Origin of the sequence: Streptomyces lienomycini (genome assembly GCF_027947595.1) — a bacterium.
Lineage (GTDB): Bacteria > Actinomycetota > Actinomycetes > Streptomycetales > Streptomycetaceae > Streptomyces > Streptomyces lienomycini.
Map to the genome: position 1 here is coordinate 7,458,672 of NZ_CP116257.1, position 21,924 is coordinate 7,480,595.

Consider the following 21,924-nt stretch of genomic DNA (forward strand, 5'->3'; position numbering starts at 1 on the left):
GCGGTCGTCAGCCCCGGTGGCCGGGGTGCGGTTCCCGTTCCCGGCGTCCGCCGCGCTCCAGCGCGCCCGGCAGTTCCGTCCGCCGCCGTATCCGCAGCTTGCGGTAGGTGCTGGTCAGGTGGGTCTCCACGGTGCGCCGGGCGAGGTGCAGCAGTGCGGCGATCTCGGTGTTGGTGCGGCCGTCCGCGGCGAGTTCGGCGATCCGGCGCTCGCTGCCGGTCAGCGCTTCGGCGCCGGTGCGGGACGCCACGGCGCCCCGGGCGCCGCCCTCGCGCAGGGCCTGCCCGGCCAGGGTGAGCCACCGCAGGGCGCCCTTGCGTTCGGCGAGGTCGGCGGCCTCCCGCAGCCGGCCGCGGGCGCGTTGGCGTTCGCCCGCGGCGAGGAGCTGGCGGCCCTGGGCGAGCAGCGCGGGGATCAGCTCCATGTCCGTGTCGACGGGCGCGTCCCGCAGGGTCCGTACGGCCTCCTCGGCCAGTTCGAGGCCGCGTCGCCCGCCGGTCGCGGTGCCCAGCACGCGCAGGGCCCGGCCGACGGTGCGCGGGGTGCCCCATACCCTGGCCAGCCGCAGTTCCTCCGTCGCCAGGGCCAGCGCCTCGGGGCCGCCGCCGAGCGCGAGCCGGCACTCCGCGACGGCGGTCCGCCACGGGGTGACGACGGGGCTGACCACCTCGCGGGCCGACTGGCGCCGCCCGCACTCCAGGAAGTCGTGGAGCGCGCCCGCCGGGTCGCCGGTGGCGGCGCGCAGCACGCCCCGCGCGTACAGGTAGCGGTTCAGCTCCCAGTTCTCCGGCACCTCGCGCAGGTCGAACCGGTCGGCGTAGCGCTGCGCCTCGTCGGTGCGGCCGGTGTGGACGAGCGCCATCAGGGCGTGGGCGTCCCGGTTGGTGGGGCCGGGCCCGGGTCCGGGGTCGGCGGCGAGGGCGAGCAGCCGGGTGTGGTCGCCGCGCGAGGCAACGATGTCGGCGCGGGTGTTGAGCAGCGCGTGCTGCATCGGGTGCAGCAGGGAGGGGTGCTGTCCGGCGAGGCCCCGTTCCACGAGCCGTTCCGCCTCGTCGAGTGCGTCGGCCCACTGGGCGACCGCGGCGGCCGTGCCGAGGAGGAAGGGTTCGGCGAGCGGGTCGGTGGGCTGGGCGAGCAGGTCGCGCACCCGGGCCATCGCCTCGTCGGCGGAGATCAGCGCGGCGGTCGCCGCGTACCGCACCAGCAGGGCCTGTCCGGCGGTGCCGACCAGTTCCGGGGAGACCCGGCCGGTCTCGGACAGCCACCGGTACACCTCCTGACGGGTCGCCAGGTCGTCGTCGGACAGCAGGGCGCCGGCGGTCTGCACGGTGCGGGCCAGGCCCGGGTGGCCGGACAGCCTGCCCTCGGTGCGGCGCAGCACCTCCATCGCCGTGCGGATCTCGCCGCGTCCGGCCAGGGCGGTGCCGAGGGCGACGGCCGTACGCACCCGGTTGCGGGGCTCGGCGGGCAGGTGCTGGGCCTCGGCGAGCCGCGCGATGGCGGCCGGGGTGTCGGCCGACGCGTACTCCAGGGAGCCCAGTTCGGTCAGCAGACGCTGGCGCAGGTCGTCGGGGAGCGGCTCGTCCAGCGCGCGGCGCAGGTAGCGGACGGCGTCGGCGGGCCGGGCGTCGTGCACGGCGACCGTCACGGAGTCCCGCAGGACGCGCAGTGCCCACGTCAGGCCGACGGCCGGGGTGCGCAGCAGGTGCCGGGCGACGGCCTCGACCCGGTCGCCGCGGCGCAGCATCGCCTCCGCCGCCGCCCGGTGCACGGCCTCCCGGCGCGGCCGGGGCCAGCCGCTGAGCACGGCGTCGCGCAGCAGCGGGTGGGCGTAGCGGGGGCGTCCGCCGGCGTCGGGGCGCAGCAGACCGAGCCGGGTCATGGCGGCGAGCCACCCGGCGACCCGTGCGGGATCGGCCCCGGCGGCGTCGGCCAGCACGTCGACCGGGTCCCCGCTCCCTGCCCGGGCGGGGACGAGGGGGTGAGCCGGCGCGTCGCCGGGTCCGGTGCGTGCGGCGGCGGATCGGTGCGGCCGTAGGCGGCGCCGTGCGCGGGGGCGGGCCGGCCGTCGTACGGGAGGGCGGGGGCCGGGTACGACCGCTCCCGTGCCTCTCCGGCGGCCGGTTCGGCGGGGTGCGGGTAGGGGCCGCCGTACTGCAGGGGCTCGGCCCAGGGGTCGGGGCTCCCGATCGCGGGGTGCGCCGGCCACCGCGCGTACGGGGCCCCGTACGGCGATCCGGTCCGCGTCTCGTGGCCGACGTCCGCGTACCCCGTGTCCCGGCAGCCGGGCGCGGTGTCCCCGGGGCGGCGGGTGCGCGCGGCACCGGTCGGGTGGGCGTACCGGTGCGCCGTGCCCGGCGGGGGCGTCTCCGGGTGCGGCAGGGCATGCCGGAGCTCGACCCGGCGGTCCGGCGCGGTCGCCGCGGCCTCGGGCGGGCCCGCGGGCCAGGCCTGTTCCAGGGCCGCCAGGCACCGGGCCACGTCGGCGGTGTCGGGGCCGGCGCTCCTCAACCACCAGGAGACGGCGGCCGGATAGGACCCGGGGTACAGCTCGGCGCTGGTGTCCGGTACCGGCGGGAGGCCGTCGGGGTGGGGGGTGCCGCCCAGGTCGTCCAGCAGGGCGTGCAGCAGCAGCGGACTGCCCGCGCCGGCCCGTACGCACTGCGCCGTCCACCGCTCGCCGGCGTGCGGGAAGGCGGCGCGGACCAGCCCGGCCGCGGCCGCGTCGCTGAGCGGGGCGAGGGTGTGGGTGCGCACGAGGGACGGCGACAGCGCCTGGGTGAGTCCGGCGGGCCGCGGGTCGATGTCGTACTGGCTGCGCTCGGTGGCGACCAGCAGTACCGGTAATCGGTCGACGTGCCGGGCCGCCTCCACCAGCCAGCGGCGCGAGGAGTCGTCGGCGAGGTGGACGTCGTCGACGGCCACCAGGACCGGGCCGTCGGCGGCGTACGAGCGCAGCAGCCGCCACAGCCGGGCCGCGCTGACCCGGTCGTCGCCGTCGGGTGCCGTGTCGGTGAACTCCGGTACCGGGCCGAGGATGTGGCGGACCATGGAGAGGGGCACCGCGGTGTCCTCGGGGGAGCAGCGCACGTGCAGCACCCGCAGGCCGCGGTCCGCGGCGTGCCGGGCCGCCGTCTCCAGGACGGCGGTGCGTCCGGTGCCGCCGGCGCCGCGCAGCAGGACGAGGCGGCCGGTGCCGGCCCGTGCGCGCTCGGTCTCGGCGACGAGGAGCGCGTGCGCGTCGTCGCGTTCACGGAGCGGTCCGGTCATCGGTGCCTCCTGTGGTGGATGGTGCTCCCCCGTCCGGTGAGCCCGGTGCGTGAGCCCGGTGTGTGAGCCCGGTGTGTGAGACGTACGGCCGCTCCGAAGGGTGGTGTGGAGTGGCGCGCGTCACGGTGGCGCGCGGCCGCCTCCACGGACCTCCTCACCCCTTCGGGAGCCGCCCTGACCTGCTGGAACATTGGCTCGGTGGCCGCTCGTGGCGGTCCGCGCACTGGTCTCGTGGTGTGCCTCGTGGTGCTCCACGATTGCGAAGTCCCAGCAGTCGCATAAGTGTGGAACACGCACATCCGCTACCGGCCTGTGCCGGGCGGCGGGCACGTGAACAGGGGGGAAACGGTTGCTCAACTCACCCCGGAACACCACCACATCCACCCGCGGCTCCGACGGGGCCGTCGGCGTCCCCGACCGGCGCGTCCCGGTGGCGGTGTCCGCTCCGGACCCGATCAGCCGCGAGGGCGCGGTCAGCCAGTTGCGCCGGCATCCGGAGATCGACCTGCGCGACGAGTCGGGCCCCGGCACGGTGGCCCTGCTCATCGAGGACGCGCTCGACGACGCGGCGCTCACCCGGCTGCGCCGGATCGTGCGCAGCGAGGGCGCGCGCGCCGTGCTCGTGGTCGGCGCGATCCGGGAGAGCGAACTGCTCGACGTCGTCGAGTGCGGGGTCGGCGCCATCGTCTGGCGGCACGAGGCCACCGCGCACCGGCTGGTGCAGGCCGTACTGGCCGCCTCGCGCGGCGACGGCGACCTGCCCGCGGACCTGTTGGGGCGGCTCATCAGCCAGGTCGGCACCCTGCACCGGGGCGCGGCGGGACGCCCCGGCGCCCCTTCGCTGGGCCTCGCACCCCGAGAGGTGGACGTCCTGCGGCTGGTCGCCGAGGGTCTCGACACCGGAGAGATCGCCGGCAAGTTGTCCTACTCCGAACGCACTGTGAAGAACGTGATGCACGGACTCACCACGCGGCTGCATCTGCGCAACCGCGCGCACGCCGTGGCCTATGCCCTGCGGGAAGGCTACATCTGACCGAAGGGGCAATCGAGAGCGGTCCCCCTGGGCCGCTCGGGCAGGGCGTCGTGCCCGAGCGTCGTCCCCGGCACGCGTGCGGGCCGGGAAGCACCCGGGGCACGATCGGTGACAGGTGGCGGCGGTGACGGGCGCACGGGCGCGCGTACGGCCACGAGTACGGGCAGAGCGGGAGCACGAGCGTGATCCACGAGGTGGACGAGGTCCTCAAGGCCCTCCTCAAGGGAGGGGCGTTGACGGGCTCGGGCATCGACGTGGCCTTCGAGGCGCCGACCCGCGACTGGGCGGCCCGGCGCAACGCCCCCGTGATCAACACGTACTTGTACGACATCCGTGAGGACGTGGGCCGTCGGCAGCGCGGTCAGATGTCCGTGCGCGACCAGGACGACATCGTCGTCAAGCGGCGCAGGCCGCCTCGCTGGTTCCGGTTGTCGTACCTGGTGACCGCCTGGACGAAGACGCCGCAGGACGAACACCGGCTGCTGTCGGCCGCGCTGGCGACCCTGCTGCCCCGCGAGACCCTACCCCCCTCCGAACTCCCCGCCGCGATCGGCGCGCTGGGCCTCTCGGTGACGGTGACGGTGGCCGGCACCCAGACGGAGGCCCGGTCCTTCGCCGAGATCTGGTCCGCCCTGGGCGGCGAGCTGAAGCCCTCGCTCGACCTGGTCGTGACCGTGCCCTTCCCGGCCTTCCCGGATTACGAGGCCGGGCCCGCGGTCACCGAGGGCGCGACGGTGATGATCGGCGGCATCGAGGGCGACCCGCCGATGTCCGAGGGACGCTCGCACCGGCCGCACCAGGTGGCGGCGGCCCGTGCCGCCCGCAAGGACGCGACGGACCGCCGCACGGGACGACGGTGAACGCCCCCTACGCCCAGAGCCCGGCCGCCGCCCCCGACGCCACGGCGCCCGACGCGTCCGGCGACCCCGCCCGGGCGCTGCTCGCCCGCCTCGACGGCCTGCGGGCCCGGGTGACCGCGCTGGTCGAGGACCGCAGCGGCGACGACCCCACGGCCGACGATCCGCTGCGCGGCCTGTACCTGTCCGACGAGGCCGTCCACCACCTGCTGCGCACCTGGCCGTCCGGCGACGACGCCGGGGCCGCGGGAGCCGCCGAGCCCGGCTCCGGTCCGGCCCGCCCCGGGGACCGGCTGGCTCCGCTGGCCGGACGCGCCCGGCTGACCGAGCTGGACTCCACCGTCCTGCTCGTCGCCCTCGCCCCGGACATCGACCGCACCTTCGAGCCGCTGTACGGCTACCTCAACAACGACGTGAGCCGCCGCCGCGCCACGGTGAGTCTCGCCCTCGAACTGTGCGGGGTCCCGGCGCACTTCCAGGGGGCCCGCGCCCGCTTCCACGCCTCCGCGCCGCTGCGCGCCCTGGGCCTGCTGGAGGTGGAGGAGCCCGAACGTCCCTTCCTGACCCGTTCGCTGCGCGTCCCGGACCGGCTGATCGGCCATCTGCTGGGCGACGACACCCCGGACGCCGCGCTCCTCGACCTGCTGCTCCCGATGCCGGAGCCGCTGCCCGTCACCGGCGACGCCGAGGACTTCGTCCGCCGACTGGCCGCCCGGCTGCACGACGGCCCCCTCACCGCCTACCTGCGCGAGACACGCGAGGGTGACGGCCTGGCCGCCCTCTCCCACGTCCTGGCCGCCGCGGGCGTCGACGCGCTGCGCTGCACCGGGCCCGAGGACCACGTCCCGGAGCTGCTGCGCGAGGCCCGCCTCGGCGGCCGGGCGGTCGTGGTGTCGGGCCTGCCCGAGAAGCCGGGGCCGCTGGTGCGGGCGCTGACCGCGGCGACCGACGTGACCGTGCTGATGACCGACCCCCGCCCCTACGACCCGCACTGGTCCCCGACCGACCCGCTGGTCCTGGACGCACCGGCCCGCCGGGCCGGCGGTGCCCCCGCCTGGCGGGCCGCGCTGGGCGCCGACGCCGACGGGTTCGACCTGGCCTCGGCCGTCGCCCCGTACCGGCTGGGCGGGGACCGCATCCAGCGGGCCGCGCTCACCGCCCGCGCCCTCGCCGTCTTCGACGGCACCCCGGTCACCGCCGAACACGTCCGGCTCGCCGCCCGCCGGCAGTCCGCCTCGGGCCTGGAACGCCACGCCCGGCGGATCCGGCCCGCGGTGGACTGGCAGGACCTGGTGCTGCCCGACAAGCCGCTCGTCCAGCTCCGCGAACTGGCGCTGCGCGCCCGCCACCGCGACCGGGTGCTGGGCGACTGGCGGCTGAGCGCGGGCGGCGGACGCGGCCGGGGCGTCCTCGGCCTGTTCGCGGGCGAGTCCGGCACCGGCAAGACCCTGTCGGCGGAGGTGGTCGCGGCCGACCTGGGCCTCGACCTGTACGTGGTGCAGTTGTCGTCGGTCGTGGACAAGTACGTCGGCGAGACCGAGAAGAACCTGGAGCGGATCTTCACGGAGGCCGACCGCACCGACGCCGTGCTCCTCTTCGACGAGGCCGACGCGGTCTTCGGCAAGCGTTCCGAGGTCAAGGACGCGCACGACAAGTACGCCAACATGGAGAGCGCCTACCTGCTCCAGCGGCTGGAGTCCTTCGACGGCATCGCCCTGCTCACCACGAACCTGCGCGCCAACATCGACGAGGCGTTCACCCGGCGTCTCGACCTGGTGGTCGACTTCCCGTTCCCGGACGTCGACCAGCGTCTGGCGCTGTGGCGGCACGGCCTGTCGCGGGTCCCGTCCGCCGAGGGCATCGACCCGGAGCCGCTGGCCCGGGAGTTCGAGCTGGCCGGCGGTTCGATCCGCAGCGCCGTGGTCACCGCCGCCTACCTCGCCGCCGGGCGCGACGACACGGTGACGGCGGACGACCTCCTGGAGGGCGCCCGCCGTGAGTACCGCAAGGCCGGCCGGCTGGTCCCGGGGGAAGGCGGCTGGTGACCGCCGGGACCGCCTGAGCCGTCAGTCCTTCTTCGGGTGGATGATCTCCCACTCCTGGTCGTCGACGCTGCTGCAGTCGTCGAGCACCATCTTGGAGAAGAGGGCGCCGCCGTTCGCGCCCTCCACTCCGAGGCACTTCTGGTTGCTGGCGAAGTTGCGGATCCAGTAGGCCCCGCTCTCCTGCTTCTCGGCCCACCAGAGCTGGTTGTCGGTCGGGGTGTCGCTGTCGCAGTGGAACTCGGTGACGGGCGTCCCCACGGCGGCGGCACCGTGGTCGGGGAGGTCCATGCAGAACTGGTCCTTGATGTTCCGGATCTGGAAGAGCGGCGCCCCGCCGGGGCCGCCCTTCTCGTACTTCATCTCCAGGTTCCAGATCTGGTTGTCCCCGTCGGTGTCGTCGCAGACGGCCTGCTGGACGGGGCCGTTGATCTCGCCCTTCTCCCGGCCGGGGAGTTCGGCGCACATGTGGCTGGTGGTGTTCCGCAGCAGGATGTTCTGGGCGGGGATCAGGCTGGGCTCCGGGTCGGGCTTGTCTCCGCCGCCGCCACCCTTGCCGCCGTCGCCCTTGTCGCCACCCCCGCCGTCGCCGTCGTCCTTCGGCTCCTGGGTGACCGCGGGCTGCTCCGCCTGGGGCTGGTCGGCGGGCGCGGACTCGGCCGTGCTGGGCAGGAGTTCCGGGGACGCGCTGGGACTGGGCGCCAGGGCGACCCCGGCCTGCTGCGTCTGCTCGGTGGCGCTGGTGCGGACCTGCGGCTTGTAGGCGATCCAGATCATCACGAACGCGATCGCCAGGGCGACGAAGATCCCGAAGAACGTGGCGAGCCAACGGGGCAGGAACCCGCGCTGGACGTATGTCCCCTCGACCTCGGTCGGGTCGACGCCGGAGCGGCGCACGGCCAGCGTGTAGGGCCGCTCCTCCTTGGACCCGAACCAGATGATCTGCCGGGGCTTGAGCGTCGTCTCCACGAACGCGGCACGGCCGGGCTCGATCTGCACGTTGCCGGGCCGCAGTTCGTACGACAGGTGGTCGCCGTTGTCGCTGCCCGCGACCGACGCCGTCACCTTCGTGTTGCCGAGGTTGTCCACCGCCAGCTTCGGACGCCCCCGGAACCTGCCCTTCACCGTCGGCGGCACCAACTCGGCCCGCACCTCGGTGAACGGCGTGATGGTGAGGTTGCCCTCCGGCACCGTCACCGCGTCCGGATGCTCCGTCGGCGTGATCCGCACCGCGTACGGGTTGGGGCCGGCCACCGCGTCGGGGGTCCTCGGCGGGGCGAAGGTCAGCTCCACCGTCCCCGTCGTCCCCGGATACAGGCGCAGGGTCGGCGGCTCGATCGTCGTCCAGGGTGACACGTCCCCGACCGGATCGAACCGGTACTCGTCGACGACATCACCGGTATTGCGCACCCTCAGGCGCACACGCGTACTACTGCCGGGGTCCACAGTCGCGGACGCGGGCTCCAGGGAAGTCCACAGGCTCACACGCCGACGCTACGGGCCAACTCCGCGCGCGTCAGCGGTACTCGGGGCATTCCGGCTGCCCCGAGGTGCCTGATCGCACGACTTTTCGGACCTTGGCGTCATCCCTTCTTGGGGCGGACGATGTCCCATTCCTGGTCGTCGGTGAGGGTGCAGTCGGAGATGTTCAGCGGGGTCTCGGTGCCGCCGTTCTGGCCCTTCACGTTCAGGCACTTGTTCTTGCTGGCGTAGTTGCGGATCCAGTAGTGGCCGCTCTCCTGCTTGTCGGCCCACCAGAGCTGGTTGTCCGCCTTGGTGCCGTCGCAGTGGAACTCGGCGATCGGCGTTCCGACGGGACGGGCCCCGTACTCCCCCAGGTCCATGCAGAGGTCGTCCGTGGCGTTCCGGATCTGGAAGAGCTTGGCCCCGTTCGGGCCGCCCTTCTCGTACCTCACCTCGAGGTGCCAGTACTCGTTGTCGCCCTCTTCGTGGCAGTTGGCCTGCTGCACGACTCCCTTGACCTGGCCCTTGCCGCGGCCGGGGATGTCGGCGCACATGTGGGTGGTGGCGTTGCGCAGCATGATGTTCCTGGCGGGGACCACGTCCGCTTCCTTGTCGGACTTGCCGCCCCCGCCTCCTCCACCGCCGTTTCCGTCCCCGTCCCCGCCGCCGTCACCGTCGCCGCCCTCGTCCTTGGACTCCTCGGCGGCCGGCTGCTCGGGTGGGGCCGGGGGCGAGTCGGCCGCGCTGGGCAGGGTTTCGGGAGTGGCGCTCGGGCTGGGTGCCAGCGCGACGCCCGCCTCCTGCGTCTGCTCGGTGGCGCTGGTGCGGACCTGCGGCTTGTAGGCGATCCAGATCATCACGAACGCGATCGCCAGGGCGACGAAGATCCCGAAGAACGTGGCGAGCCAGCGCGGCAGGAACCCCCGCTGGACGTACGTCCCCTCCACGTCGGTCGGGTCGACGCCGGAGCGGCGCACGGCCAGCGTGTACGGCCGCTCCTCCTTCGCCCCGAACCAGATGACCCGCTTCGGCTTCAGCGTCGTCTCCACGAACGCCGCACGCCCGGGCTCGATCTGCACGTTGCCGGGCCGCAGCTCGTACGACAGGTGGTCGCCGTTGTCGCTGCCCGCGACCGACGCCGTCACCTTCGTGTTGCCGAGGTTGTCCACCGCCAGCTTCGGACGCCCCCGGAACCTGCCCTTCACCGTCGGCGGCACCAACTCGGCCCGCACCTCGGTGAACGGCGTGATCGTGAGGTTGCCCTCCGGCACCGTCACCGCGTCCGGATGCTCCGTCGGCGTGATCCGCACCGCATACGGATTCGGACCCGCCACCGCGTCCGGCGTCCTCGGCGGAGCGAACGTCAGCTCCACCGTGCCCGTCGTCCCCGGATACAGCCGCAGGGTCGGCGGCTCGATCGTCATCCAGGGCGCCACCTCCCCGAACGGCTCGAACCGGTACTCGTCGACGACATCACCGGTGTTGCGCACCCGCAATCGCACATGCGTGCTGCTGCCGGGGTCGACGGTGGCGGACGCGGGCTCCAGGGAAGTCCAAAGGCTCACACGTCGACGCTACCCGCGTCCGGAGGGCCCGTCAGGAGTCGCAAGGGCAAACCGCGTTGCCCTCGCACGAGCCGTCACACCGTGATCCGTACGGCCTCCAGCTGAAGCCTGTCGTTCTCCATGTTGCTGCCGAAGTACCGCCAGTCACCGGGCTCGGTGCAGCCCTGCTTCTGCCAGCCCTTGTCCTTGACGTGGGTGTTCGGGCAGACGGCGCCTTCGACGGTCTTGAGGGTGAACCCCTCCATCGGCGAGACCGCCTCCTTGGTGCTGCCCAGGTACATGTCGGTGCTGTCGGGGGCGCTCTCCCACTCGCCGCCCGTCAGCCATCCCTCGACGACGTGAGCGCCGTTGCCGGACACGCCCTTGGTCCCGGACACGGCGATGTTCAGCGCCTTGATCGGGAGGTTCTTGCCGACCGTGCCCGCCTCGGCGCCGTCGCACACCGGGGCCTGCCAGCCCTGGTCCGCCACGTAGGCGCGGTAGCAGATGTGCCGGCCCTCACTGCGGGCGGCGATCTCCTTCACCGCCGTGGCCGCGGTGCGTACCGGAGGCTTGGGCTTCTTGGACTCGCCGCCGCCCTTGTCCCCGTCGCCCTTGTCGCCTCCCCCGCCGTCGCCGTCGTCCTTCGGCTCCTGGGTGACCGCGGGCTGCTCCGCCTGGGGCTGGTCGGCGGGCGCGGACTCGGCCGTGCTGGGCAGGGTTTCGGGGGTGGCGCTCGGGCTGGGTGCGAGCGCGGCACCGGCCTGCTGCGTCTGCTCGGTGGCGCTGGTGCGGACCTGGGGCTTGTAGGCGATCCAGATCATCACGAACGCGATCGCCAGGGCGACGAAGATCCCGAAGAACGTGGCGAGCCACCGGGGCAGGAACCCCCGCTGGACGTACGTCCCCTCGACCTCGGTGGGATCGACCCCCGAACGCCGCACGGCCAGCGTGTACGGCCGCTCCTCCTTCGACCCGAACCAGATGACCCGCTTCGGCTTCAGCGTCGTCTCCACGAACGCCGCACGCCCCGGCTCGATCTGCACGTTCCCCGGCCGCAGCTCGTACGACAGGTGGTCGCCGTTGTCGCTGCCCGCGACCGACGCCGTCACCTTCGTGTTGCCGAGGTTGTCCACCGCCAGCTTCGGACGCCCCCGGAACCGCCCCTTCACCGTCGGCGGGACCAGCTCGGCCCGCACCTCGGTGAACGGCGTGATGGTGAGGTTGCCCTCCGGCACCGTCACGGCGTCCGGATGCTCCGTCGGCGTGATCCGCACCGCGTACGGGTTGGGGCCGGCCACCGCGTCGGGCGTCCTCGGCGGGGCGAACGTCAGCTCCACCGTCCCCGTCGTCCCCGGATACAGCCGCAGGGTCGGCGGCTCGACCGTCGTCCAGGGCGCCGTGTCCCCGACCGGATCGAACCGGTACTCGTCCACCACGTCACCGGTATTGCGCACCCTCAGGCGCACACGCGTACTACTGCCGGGGTCCACAGTCGCGGACGCGGGCTCCAGCGAAGTCCACAGGCTCACGAGCCGACCTTAGAGAGGGCCCCGGGTCCTGTCTCAGGAGTCGGGGCAGAGTCGATTGCCCCAAGGGGCACGCCCGGCGGGTGGCGGGACCGGTCACATCGGGGATTCGCCCCGGGCCATCCGCTCGCCTGCCTGCCCGGCCTCGATCTCTTCGGAGTGGCCCGGGTCGGAGACGGACTCCCCGTGCCCGTTGTTGGTGCCGGCCACCTTGCCCCGGGACTGCTGGAAGACGTGATGGGTCTCGTGGAAGAGCGTCGCGTCGTCCAGGGACCGTTGGGCGACGATGTGGGAGCCGCTGGTGTAGGCGATCGCGTTGAGGTCCATGGCCGACCGCTGGGCCACCGCGTCGTCGTGCATCGTGACGTGCCCGAAACTCATCCCGTACGCACGCTCGGCCGGTTCGCGGATGCGGTCCGGCAGCGGCTTGCCGGGCGTCTTGATCGCGTCGTCCACCGAGACCCGCGGCTCCTCGAAGAAGCCGCTGTCCGCCGAAACCCTGCGCTGCACGTCGGCGGTGTCGGCCGCCTCCTGGCCGTGGCCGCAGCCGGGGCCGTGTTCGTGCCGGGCCCGCTGGACGGCACGGGACACCGCCGCGTTCCCGGCCTGGCTCTGCAGTGCCAGCATCCGGCCCGCCGTGGTGCCCGGCGCGGCGGAGTGGCGGACCGGGGCCTGCTTGTCGGCCTGTTGGGCAGCCTGTGTTCCGTGTGTGCGCACAACGCTCCCTCGGCGGATACGCGGGTACTTGGGTCGGTACATGATGACGACGCTTCTCGCAGGTCTACCCTCACGGGCCGTCGGACGCAACGGCCGCGGGGGCAGGCCTTGAGGGCACGGCCGTACGGGCGAACACCGCTCGTACGGCCCGTCCTTGAGCATCCTGACGCTCAGGCCGAGGAGAGTTGCGCCGCTATCTCGTCCTCCCACTCCTTCTGCCGCTCGGGGTCGTTGAGTGAGTTCGCCCACTGTTCTTCGCGCGATTTCTCCCACTCTTCAGCCGACTGCTCGTGCTTCTCCGGGTCATGCTTTCCCGGATTGTGCTTCTCCGGTCCACAGTTGAGAGTCCTGAGGAAGTCACGCATCTTCTGGCGAACGTCGTCGGGAACGTTCTTGCCCGCGGGGACGGCCGGCCCGGCCGCGAGCGCATAGATTTCCTGTGCGTTCAGCTGCCGCTCACCCTGCTCGAGGGGCTTCAGTACGTTGAGGCCTGCCTTCGTCGCATCGCGCTTCCTGCCGCCCTTGCCGTCCTTGGACTGCTTGGGTGGCTCGGTCTTCTCGGTCGTCTTGGGCTCGGTCCCTTCCTGCGCATCCGTTGTACGTGCCCACTTCTCGGGATGCCGCACCGACTCATAGCGTTTGGCGAACTTCTTCCCTCCCTTGTAGGCAGCGATACCGCCCAGGGCCCCCGCCGTTGCGCCGCCTGTGACAGCGACTCCGATCGGGCCGCCGACCGCGCCGACCGCGGACGCGACCATCACGGCACCAGCCGCGGTGCGCGCCACGTTGCCCCCCGCGTTGAGGGCTCGCTTGATCTCCTTCCCCGTCTGCTTGCCCACCGCGTAATCCCTGAGACTGGCCATGTGCGCCAGCAGTTCCTGCCTGTGCCCTTCGATACGGCCCCGCTCGTCCTTGATGCTCTGCAGGGTTTCCTCGGACGGCCCGGCCGGTGAGTCCGACAGTGCGGAGCATGCCTGGGCCAGATTCCCGGTCGCCTCCCCCAGGCTGTTGAGTACGCCCCGAAGGTCGGCCTGACGCACTGCGGCCACACCCTTGAAATGCTCTTTGAGCTCATTCTTCTTTTTATGAGTCGTCAGCGCGACATAGGTGTCACGAACAACGAATATTCCGGAGAACGTCATGACGAGGGCGCCGCTGACATCCCCGAGAGCAGCCATTCCTCCCAGGTCACCGGCATTCTTTATGGCAGTATTGGCGATTTTCGGGCCATCATTGAGGGTCATGAGACCGTTCGTTGTCAAGCCGACGGCCTTCGACTTCTCCTTTTTCCTGTCCTGATGGGACTTCGGTCCCGTTTCCTTGCTCCCCTTGTGCCCGGCCCACAAGTCACGTCCGTCGTTGAACGCCCCCAGTGCGTCGTTCACCACATTGATCCCGGACTCGACCTGCGCCTGCTTCGCGGTGGCGCTCACCAGCCCGGTGTCCGAGGTCTGCGCGCCATGCGACTGAAGCGGCGCTCCGATCGGGGCGGTTCCGCGCAGGACCACCGTGTCCGCCGGGTCGAGCCACTTCCTGATCTTGGTGGAGCTGAAGGGGCGCTTGATCTGCTCCATGGTCGTCCTGCTCGTTTTCCCGGCATCCGACGGACCCGGCTCTTCCGTCTGCTCCGCGGATTCCGGGGTCTTCTTCGCCTTGGCCGCCTTCTCCGCCTTGGCCGCCTTGGCCGCCCTCTTCGCCTTGGCCGCGGGCGTCATCTTCGCCTCGGCGTCGGCCTCGGCCTTCGCCTTCGCCGCGTCGGCCTCGGCCTTTTCCGCATCGGCCTGGACCGTCTTCGCCGCGGTGTGAGCCGTCTTCGCCGCGGTCTCGGTCGTCCCCGCCTCCACCTGCTGTCGCGCCGCGATCGCAGCCTGCTGCTGCGCCTCGGTCGCCTCCCCCTCCTGCTTCTCCGCCTCTGCGCCGGCTTCACTCGCGGCCGTCCGCGCCTGTGTCGCCGTCGTCCGGTGCGCCTCCGCCTCTGCGCCGGCCTCCCTCGCGGCCGTCCGCGCCTGCTCCGCGGCCCTGCCATGGTTGGCTACGTCGGCCTGAGCCTGGGCATACCCCTTCGCCGCCGCAGTGGCGTCCTTCAGCAGTCGCTCCGCCTCGCCTCGGGCCTTCCTCGCCTCCTGCTGCGCCGTTTCCTTGGTCTCCTCCCACTTCTTCGCGTCAAGCCCGGCCGCCGTCCCGGACTCCTTCGCGGTGCCGACCGCCCCCTTCTGCTCCCGCGCGACGGTGTCGGCCTTCTCCGCCTTGCCCAGCGCGTCAGTCGCGATCCTGGTCCACTTCGCCACCTCGGTTTCGGCCCCGGCCAGCTCCTCCGCCTCGGCTTCGGCCTTCGCGGCCTGCTGCAGCGCCGTCTCACCGGCCGCCGCCTTCTGCTTCTCCGCCGCCTCGGCCGCCTTCTTCTCCTCCTCCGCCTTCCCGGCCTCCTGCGTGTACTTGACCACGTCGGCTTCGGCCTTCTTCTGCCGCTTCTCCGCTTCCTCGGCCTCCTGCGTGTACTTGACCACGTCGGCTTCGGCCTTCTTCTGCTCCTGCTCAGCCGCCGTGGCCTGGCGAGTGAACTCCTTCTCCCTCTCTTGAGCCTCGGCCGCCTTGCCGCGCGCCGCTTCCACGGCCTCGCGGCGCTCCCGCCCAGCCTGCTCGGCCTGCTTCCGGTCCCTGTCCGCCTTGTTGGCGGTCTCCGTGTGCCCCTGCTGGTAGGCCTCGGCCGTTCTCTGTTCCTGCTCCGCCGCCTCGGCGTCCTCCGTGTGCTTCTGCTGCTCGGCCCGGGCACCGGCCGCCTTCTCGCGGGCCTCCAGCGCCTTCCCGGACTGCTGCCACACCACGTCCGCGGCCCTGGACCGACCCAGCGACGCGTCCGCGACCTCCTTCTTCCGGTCCGCCACCGCCTTCACGGCCAGCTCCTTGGGCGACTTCGCGTCCTCCCCTTGAGCCTTCCCCCCGGTCTGCTGCTCGGGCACGGGCTCCCGCACCGGCGTGATCGCCATGTCGTCCACCGCCGCCGCCGAAGTGCTCGCCGCACGCTGAATGGCCAGGGTGACGGCCCGGTTTCCCGCCTTGGCCTGCAAGGAGGCCAAGGGGGGCTGCTGCACCCGCGGGTGGTGTCGGGCGGGAGCGGTGGCATTCGTGCGACGGGTCTGCGATTCGTGCAAGCGGTCCGACACGGACAACCCTTTCTGACGTCCCGTCACCACCCCCGCCCCGCAAGGCCGCGACCACCGGCAAGACGGGACGGCGCGTTCCCTGACCGGGCGTGATCGCAAGATGACATCCTGGCGAACTGACACTCAATACATGATGTTGAAGCAGAAACGCCGGGCAACCGCCAGAGGTCCACCGGGGAAACGAGGAGAAACGCGGGGAGACTGCCCCAACGGGCACGACCAGGGGCAACGACCGTGCCCCCACACCGGCACCGAAGGACGTTTCGGCGGAGGCAACGCGCGCGTGAGGCTGAGGGGCGTCCTGTCTCGTACCCCGAGGAGAGCAGAGCATGCCGTCCTACCTGTCGCCCGGCGTCTACGTCGAGGAGGTGGCCAGCGGCTCGCGCCCGATCGAGGGAGTGGGCACCTCGGTGGCGGCCTTCGTCGGTCTCGCCCCGACCGGCCCGCTGAACGAGCCCACGCTGGTGACCAACTGGACGCAGTACGTCGCGGCCTTCGGTGACTTCACCGGCGGGTACTACCTCGCGCACTCCGTCTACGGGTTCTTCAACAACGGCGGCTCCGCCGCCTACGTCGTGCGCGTCGGCGGCTCCGCCGAGGACGCCGCCACGGACGACGCCGTGAACGGCACCTCCGCCCCCGCCGCCGTCACGGCCAGCACCACCAAGGCGCTGACCGCCGCCGAGCCCAAGCAGCTCGGCACGTTCTCCGTGACGGCCACGGCCGCCGGCCAGAGCGGCCCGCTGACCGTCGAGGTCGCCGACCCCGAGGGCGAGGGCCCCGCCGAGCGCTTCAAGCTGATCGTCAAGGACGGCGACAAGCCGGTCGAGACCTTCGACGTGAGCGCCAAGAAGGGCAACCGCTCCTACGTCGTCACCCAGGTCAAGGAGCGCTCCAAGCTCATCACCGTGACCGAGGCCGCGCCGTCCGCGCAGCTGGTCCGGCCGGAGAACCAGACCGTGGCGCTGCCCGCGCCGCCGACCGCCGCCCCCGCCGTTCCGGCCGCGCCGGCCGAGAGCGTGCAGCCGGGACCTGCCGAGTACCTCGGCGACTCCTCGGACCGCACCGGCTTCGGCGGCCTGGAGGCGATCGACGAGATCTCCATGGTCGCGGTGCCCGACCTGATGGCCGCCTACCAGCGCGGCGCGATCGACCTGGAGGCCGTCAAGGCCGTCCAGCTCGGTCTCATCGCCCACTGCGAGCTGATGGGCGACCGCGTCGCCATCATCGACCCGCCGCCCAGCCAGAACGCCCGTCAGATCCGCGTCTGGCGCCAGGAGACGGCCGGCTACGACTCCAAGTACGCGGCCCTGTACTACCCCTGGATCAAGTCCTTCGACCCGAAGACCGGCCAGTCCCGCCTGGTCCCGCCGAGCGGCCACGTCGCCGGCATCTGGGCCCGCAACGACTCCGAGCGCGGTGTGCACAAGGCCCCCGCCAACGAGGTCGTCCGCGGCGCCGTGGACCTGGAGCTGCAGATCACCCGCGGTGAGCAGGACCTGCTCAACCCGATCGGCGTCAACTGCATCCGCTCCTTCCCCGGCCGCGGCATCCGCGTCTGGGGTGCCCGCACCCTCTCCTCGGACCCGGCCTGGCGCTACCTGAACGTCCGCCGGTACTTCAACTACCTGGAGGAGTCGATCCTGATCGGCACCCAGTGGGTGGTGTTCGAGCCGAACGACCACAACCTCTGGGCCCGCATCCGGCGCAACGTCTCGGCGTTCCTGGTCAACGAGTGGCGCAACGGCGCCCTCTTCGGCCAGAGCCCCGACCAGGCCTACTACGTCAAGTGCGACGAGGAGACCAACCCGCCGGAGTCCGTCGACCTCGGCCGGGTCGTCTGCGAGATCGGCATCGCGCCGGTCAAGCCCGCCGAGTTCGTCATCTTCCGGCTGGCCCAGTTCTCCAGCGGCGGCGGCGAGCTGGACGAGTAGGCGCGGCGCGCGCCTCCGGCCCTCCTCCCACTCCCTCTAGAAGGACAACGAACCCATGTCTCTCCCCAAACCAGAAGACGTACTCGTCGCACCGAACTTCGGCATCCAGATCGACGGTGTGATGGTCGAGTACCTCAACTCGGTGACCAACCTGCAGATCGAGCAGGACGTCATCAAGTACCAGCAGAACCAGGGCACGACCGGACGCAACAACGTCACCCTGATGCCGGGCGTGGCCAAGGACGGCTCCGTCCAGGTCGAACGCGGTATGAGCCAGTCGTCGGTGTTCACCCAGTGGATCAACGACTCCATGGCCGGCCGGATGGCCACCGCCCGCAAGAACGCCACGATCATCGTGATGGACTACGAGGACAACCCGGTCAAGCGCTGGAACCTGCGCAACGCCTGGTGCAGCAAGGTCGTGGCGGGCGCCCTGAAGGCGGGTGACACCAACGCCCTGACCGAGACCATCACCATCGTGTTCGAAGAAATGGTCGTCGAGTAATGCGCCGTACGACTGCCAAGGCACCTGCCGCGGCACAGACCGCGGCGGCGGGAGCGGACTTCCCCCGTTCTTCTCCCGCCGCCGCGCCGTCGGAGGCGGCGGAGGCGGTGGCCGGTTCTCCGGCCGCCGCCCCCGCCGGGCCCTCCGTCGACATGGCGCCGCGGCAGGAGCTGCGGACCGAGTTCCCCTTCGAGTTGCCGCGCGGGTACGTCGACGACTCGGGCACCGTCCACAAGGACGGTGTGATGCGCCTGTCGACCGCACGGGACGAGCTGATCCCGCTGCGCGACGTGCGGGTGCAGGAGAACCCGGCCTACCTGTCGGTGGTGCTGCTCGGCCGGGTCATCACCCGGCTGGGCACGCTGCCGATGGTGCACGACGGCATCGTGGAGAACATGTTCGCCTCCGACCTGGCGTTTCTCCAGGACTTCTACCGCCAGATCAACGCGGAGGGGCACACCCGCGCGGCCGTCGCGTGCCCGCACTGCTCGGAGGCCTTCGAGGTGGAACTGGGCGGGAGCCGCCTGGGGGAATCGTGACGTACGCGACCGACCGGCTGCACGAGGAGATCGCGTACGTCGCCTACCACTTCCACTGGAGCCTGGAGGCGATCCTGGACCTGGAACACCAGGACCGCCGCCGGTACACGGACCAGATCGCGTCCCTCGTGACGCGTGGCACGGCGGAGGGCTGATCGGTGGGATTCCTGGACCGGCTGCGGGGCCGTCGGGACGGCACGGACGGACTCGGGAGCGAAGGCGGGGACGGAGACGGGGCAAGGACCCCGTCCGCCGGTCCGGCCCCGGGCTCGGGTCCGGCTCCGGGCTCGGGCTCTGCTCCGGCTTCGGACTCGGGTCCGGCTTCGGGCTCGGGCGTGGACGGGGGCACGGCGGGTACGGCCGGCTCGGCGCCCGTCGCCGTCGCCGCCTGGACGGGCCTGCCGCCGATCCAGCGGGCCACGGGCGCGGCCCGTACGGGAGTCGCGGACGCCGGGTTCGGTGGCCGCCTCCCGACGTGGCAGAACCCGTCGTTCACGGGGGCGCCGTCCCCCGCGGTGCTGAACCCGGCGGCGGGCGACAGCCTGCTGTCCGGGGCGTTCGACGCGTCGGCCCGCCAGACGTCCTCCACCCCCCTGGCGTCACCGCCCGGGACACCGCCGGTGCAGCGGATGCCGGTCGCCCCGCTGCGGGCGATCCCGGCTGACGCCTCCGTCCAGACCGCTCCCACGGGTCCCGTTCCCGGGAGGCGGGGCGGTCCGGCCGCCTCACCGGGGGCTCGGACCTCGGCACCGTCTTCCACGCCGGGCACACGGAGCGGTTCTTCCGGCATGCCCGGCACATCCGGTACGCGCAGTGGCGTGTCGGGTGGTCCGTCGTCGGCGCCCTCGGCCTCCGCGCCCGCGGCCGCCCCGGTGCAGCGGGCGCGTTCCGCCGGGTCGGCTTCGTCCGCCGCGCCCGCGAGCCCGCCGGCCCAGGCCCCCGCGGGGTCCGGGTGACCCCGGTGCCGCCCACCGACCCGCGTCCGCGGCAGGCCCTGACCAGGGCTCCGTCCGGGGCCTCGGCCGTGCAGCGCCGGGCCCTGCCCGCGAGCCGCCGCACCACCGGCTCCGCGGCGGCGCCCCCGTCGGCGGACGGCGACCGGGCGGACCCCGGCTCGGCACCGGCCGGCGGCGCCCCGACACCCCCGCGGTGCAGCGGGCCGTGCTCCCGCCGACCGCCACCGAGACACCGACCGCCACTCCGGCCCCGCCCGTGATCCCCGGAACCGGGACCACGCCGACCACCGCGTCCCGGCCCACCACCCCCGGCACTTCCGGCGGCGGCACGGCATCCAGCGCCCCGGTGCGCCGAGCCGCCGCACAGGGTGACGGCCCCGCCGCGCCCCCGCCGGTACAGCGCGCCGCCGTACGACCGTCCGCACCCGCCCCCGCCCCCGCCCCCGCACCGAGCGACACGTCCCACACCCCCGCGCAGCCAACCGCCACCCGCCCCGACGGCGCCACGCCAGCCACCCCGGGCGACGGCCCCGCCGCGCCGGTGCAGCGCGCCGCCGTACGACCGTCCGCCCCCGCCCCCGCACCGAGCGACACGTCCCACACCCCCGCGCAGCCAACCGCCACCCGCCCCGACGGCGCCACGCCAGCCACCCCAGGTGACGGCCCCGCCGCGCCGGTGCAGCGCGCCGCCGTACGACCGTCCGCACCCGCCCCCGCACCGAGCGACACGTCCCACACCCCCGCGCAGCGAGCCGCCGCCCGCCCGGGCAGTGGCCCGGCGCCCGCCTCCGGCGGCGGTACGTCATCCGCCGCGCCGGTGCAGCGATCCGCCCACGGCGACGGCGGCACCGCGACTCCCTCGCCGGGCAACGGGCCCGCACGGGACGCGAGGACGACCGGTTCGCAGGCCGGCCCTTCCCCCGCGCCGTCCTCTTCCCGGTCCGGCGGTACGGCGACGCCCGTGTCCGGGGGCGCCGCGGGGTCCGGTACGCCCGTGCAGCGAGCCGTGCCCCGGCCCGCCCCCGGGTCCGCGTCCACGCCCCGCACGGACGGGGGCGGTACGGCCGACCTGCCGGTGCAGCGGGCGACGCCCCGCCCGGCCACCCCCGCTTCCGACGCCGGAAGCGGCACGGGCAGCCGACCCACCGCCCGCGCGGCGACACCGCGGCCCGCGCCGTCGCCCTCGCGCCCCTCTTCGTCCTCCGGGACGCCCTCGTCCTCCGCGACGCCCTCGTCCTCATCTTCTGCCGCACCCTCGTCCTCCGCCACGCCCTCGGCCGGAGCCGCCCAGGTCGGACCGCCGGTCCAGCGCGCCGTGGCCCCGCCCGACAGTCCCGGCGCCGACAGCGCCAACGGGTCCACCGCCGACCGTCCTTCGGCCGCACCCGCACCCGGCGCGGCGGCCGAGGCCCCGGTCCAGCGAGCCGTCGACCGGTCCGACCGTTCGGTCACGCCGCCCCCGAGGCCCGCGACACCGACTCCGGCCGCCCTGGGACGGACGCCGCTCCCGGCACCGCGACCCCGCCGGTCCAGCGGGCCGTGGCCCGGATCACCCCGGCGCCGGGCCCCGAAGCCGGCGGACCGGAAGCGTCCGCCGCCCGCCCGACGCGCCCCACCGGCGGCAACACCGCCTCCGTGGCCCAGCCCCCTCGACGCCTCCCGCGTCGGCGAACCGCCCGGCCACCGCCCCCGGCCGTCCCGGCGCCCCGACCGGCGGGCAGCCCCCGTCCAGCGCAAGGCGGCGCCCTCCGGCCCGACGCAGCCGACCCACCCCACGCGGGCCACGCGCACCGCGCCCCCGGTCCAGACCCCGCCCTCCCCGGCGCACCCGCGCCCCGACCCCCGGTTCAGCGGGCCGCGACCCCGGCGGCCGGTGTGCCCGGGACGCCCTCCGCCGACCCGGCGCCCGCGCCGCGCCCCGACGCACCCGCACCGCAGCCCGCGGGCCGGCCTCCGGTCCAGCGCTCGGCCCAGCCCCCGACCGCGCCCGCCACCGGCCCCGGACCCGAACCGACCGCCCCGGCAGCCCAGTCGGCCCCGTCGGCCCCGTCGACCCCGTCCGCATCGACCGACTCGGCCGCCCCGGTCGCCGCCGTACCGCTCTCCCCGCCCGCGCCCGGCACACCGTCGGCCGCGGTGCCCCCGTACAGCCGCGCCCCGCGCGACAGCAGTCCGCGCAGCCCGCCCAGCCCGTGCAGCGCAGTGCCGCACCGCGCCGCGCCGGTCTGGGCGCCCCGACGTCCTCCAAGCCGGTCGACGCCGTACGCCCCACCGCGACACCCGCCGTACGCCCCACCGCGACGCCCGCGGTCCCGGCGCCCGTCCAGCGCTCCGCGGCGACGCCCGCCGCGCCCGGCCCCTCCGCGACAG

General features: G+C 73.6%; 12 protein-coding genes and 1 pseudogene. 7 read left to right on the plus strand and 6 right to left on the minus strand.

What is annotated here, in order from left to right; translation table 11 throughout:
* Window positions 1-7: 7 nt before the first annotated feature.
* Window positions 8-3,270 (minus strand): annotated as a pseudogene (locus BJ961_RS36320) (AAA family ATPase).
* Window positions 3,271-3,619: 349 nt separating this feature from the next.
* On the opposite strand from BJ961_RS36320, the gene BJ961_RS33975 reads away from it, so the two are divergent.
* From BJ961_RS33975 to BJ961_RS33985, 3 genes are all read left to right on the plus strand, one after another.
* On the plus strand, window positions 3,620-4,303 hold the full coding sequence (locus BJ961_RS33975; RefSeq protein WP_271416602.1) for a helix-turn-helix transcriptional regulator: 684 nt from the start codon (window positions 3,620-3,622) through the stop codon (window positions 4,301-4,303).
* Between the two features lie 182 nt (window positions 4,304-4,485).
* Window positions 4,486-5,163 (plus strand): DUF4255 domain-containing protein, encoded by a 678-nt coding sequence (locus BJ961_RS33980; protein ID WP_271416603.1) that lies wholly within the window; start codon window positions 4,486-4,488, stop codon window positions 5,161-5,163.
* Entirely contained in the window at window positions 5,160-7,205 is a 2,046-nt protein-coding gene (locus BJ961_RS33985) for an AAA family ATPase (RefSeq protein ID WP_381158786.1), read from the plus strand. Before BJ961_RS33980 ends, BJ961_RS33985 begins: the two co-directional genes overlap by 4 nt.
* A gap of 21 nt (window positions 7,206-7,226) precedes the next feature.
* Here the strand turns inward: BJ961_RS33985 and BJ961_RS33990 are convergent, their stop codons facing one another.
* From BJ961_RS33990 to BJ961_RS34010, 5 genes are all read right to left on the minus strand, one after another.
* Window positions 7,227-8,687 (minus strand): RICIN domain-containing protein, encoded by a 1,461-nt coding sequence (locus BJ961_RS33990; protein ID WP_271416604.1) that lies wholly within the window; start codon window positions 8,685-8,687, stop codon window positions 7,227-7,229.
* A gap of 98 nt (window positions 8,688-8,785) precedes the next feature.
* Window positions 8,786-10,231: an RICIN domain-containing protein gene (locus BJ961_RS33995; RefSeq protein WP_271416605.1), complete on the minus strand. Its 1,446-nt coding sequence runs from the start codon at window positions 10,229-10,231 to the stop codon at window positions 8,786-8,788.
* Window positions 10,232-10,305: 74 nt separating this feature from the next.
* Window positions 10,306-11,742: a hydrolase gene (locus tag BJ961_RS34000; protein WP_271416606.1), complete on the minus strand. Its 1,437-nt coding sequence runs from the start codon at window positions 11,740-11,742 to the stop codon at window positions 10,306-10,308.
* A 93-nt stretch (window positions 11,743-11,835) separates the two neighbouring features.
* On the minus strand, window positions 11,836-12,456 hold the full coding sequence (locus tag BJ961_RS34005; RefSeq protein ID WP_271416607.1) for an eCIS core domain-containing protein: 621 nt from the start codon (window positions 12,454-12,456) through the stop codon (window positions 11,836-11,838).
* A 170-nt stretch (window positions 12,457-12,626) separates the two neighbouring features.
* Window positions 12,627-15,548: a hypothetical protein gene (locus tag BJ961_RS34010; RefSeq protein WP_271416608.1), complete on the minus strand. Its 2,922-nt coding sequence runs from the start codon at window positions 15,546-15,548 to the stop codon at window positions 12,627-12,629.
* 401 nt (window positions 15,549-15,949) lie between these two features.
* Here BJ961_RS34010 and BJ961_RS34015 point away from each other — a divergent pair, with 401 nt between their 5' ends.
* The 4 genes from BJ961_RS34015 to BJ961_RS34030 are packed head-to-tail and all read left to right on the plus strand — an operon-like array spanning window position 15,950 to window position 18,753.
* Window positions 15,950-17,554, plus strand: a complete 1,605-nt coding sequence (locus BJ961_RS34015) for a phage tail sheath subtilisin-like domain-containing protein (protein WP_271416609.1) — start codon at window positions 15,950-15,952, stop codon at window positions 17,552-17,554.
* A gap of 55 nt (window positions 17,555-17,609) precedes the next feature.
* Complete coding sequence (locus tag BJ961_RS34020) at window positions 17,610-18,059, plus strand: phage tail protein (protein WP_271416610.1); 450 nt, start codon at window positions 17,610-17,612, stop codon at window positions 18,057-18,059.
* A complete protein-coding gene (locus BJ961_RS34025; RefSeq protein WP_271416611.1) occupies window positions 18,059-18,598 on the plus strand; it encodes a hypothetical protein in 540 nt (179 codons plus the stop codon). Before BJ961_RS34020 ends, BJ961_RS34025 begins: the two co-directional genes overlap by 1 nt.
* Entirely contained in the window at window positions 18,595-18,753 is a 159-nt protein-coding gene (locus BJ961_RS34030) for a DUF6760 family protein (RefSeq protein WP_007450918.1), read from the plus strand. The genes BJ961_RS34025 and BJ961_RS34030 overlap by 4 nt, the downstream gene beginning before the upstream one ends.
* Window positions 18,754-21,924: the final 3,171 nt, after the last annotated feature.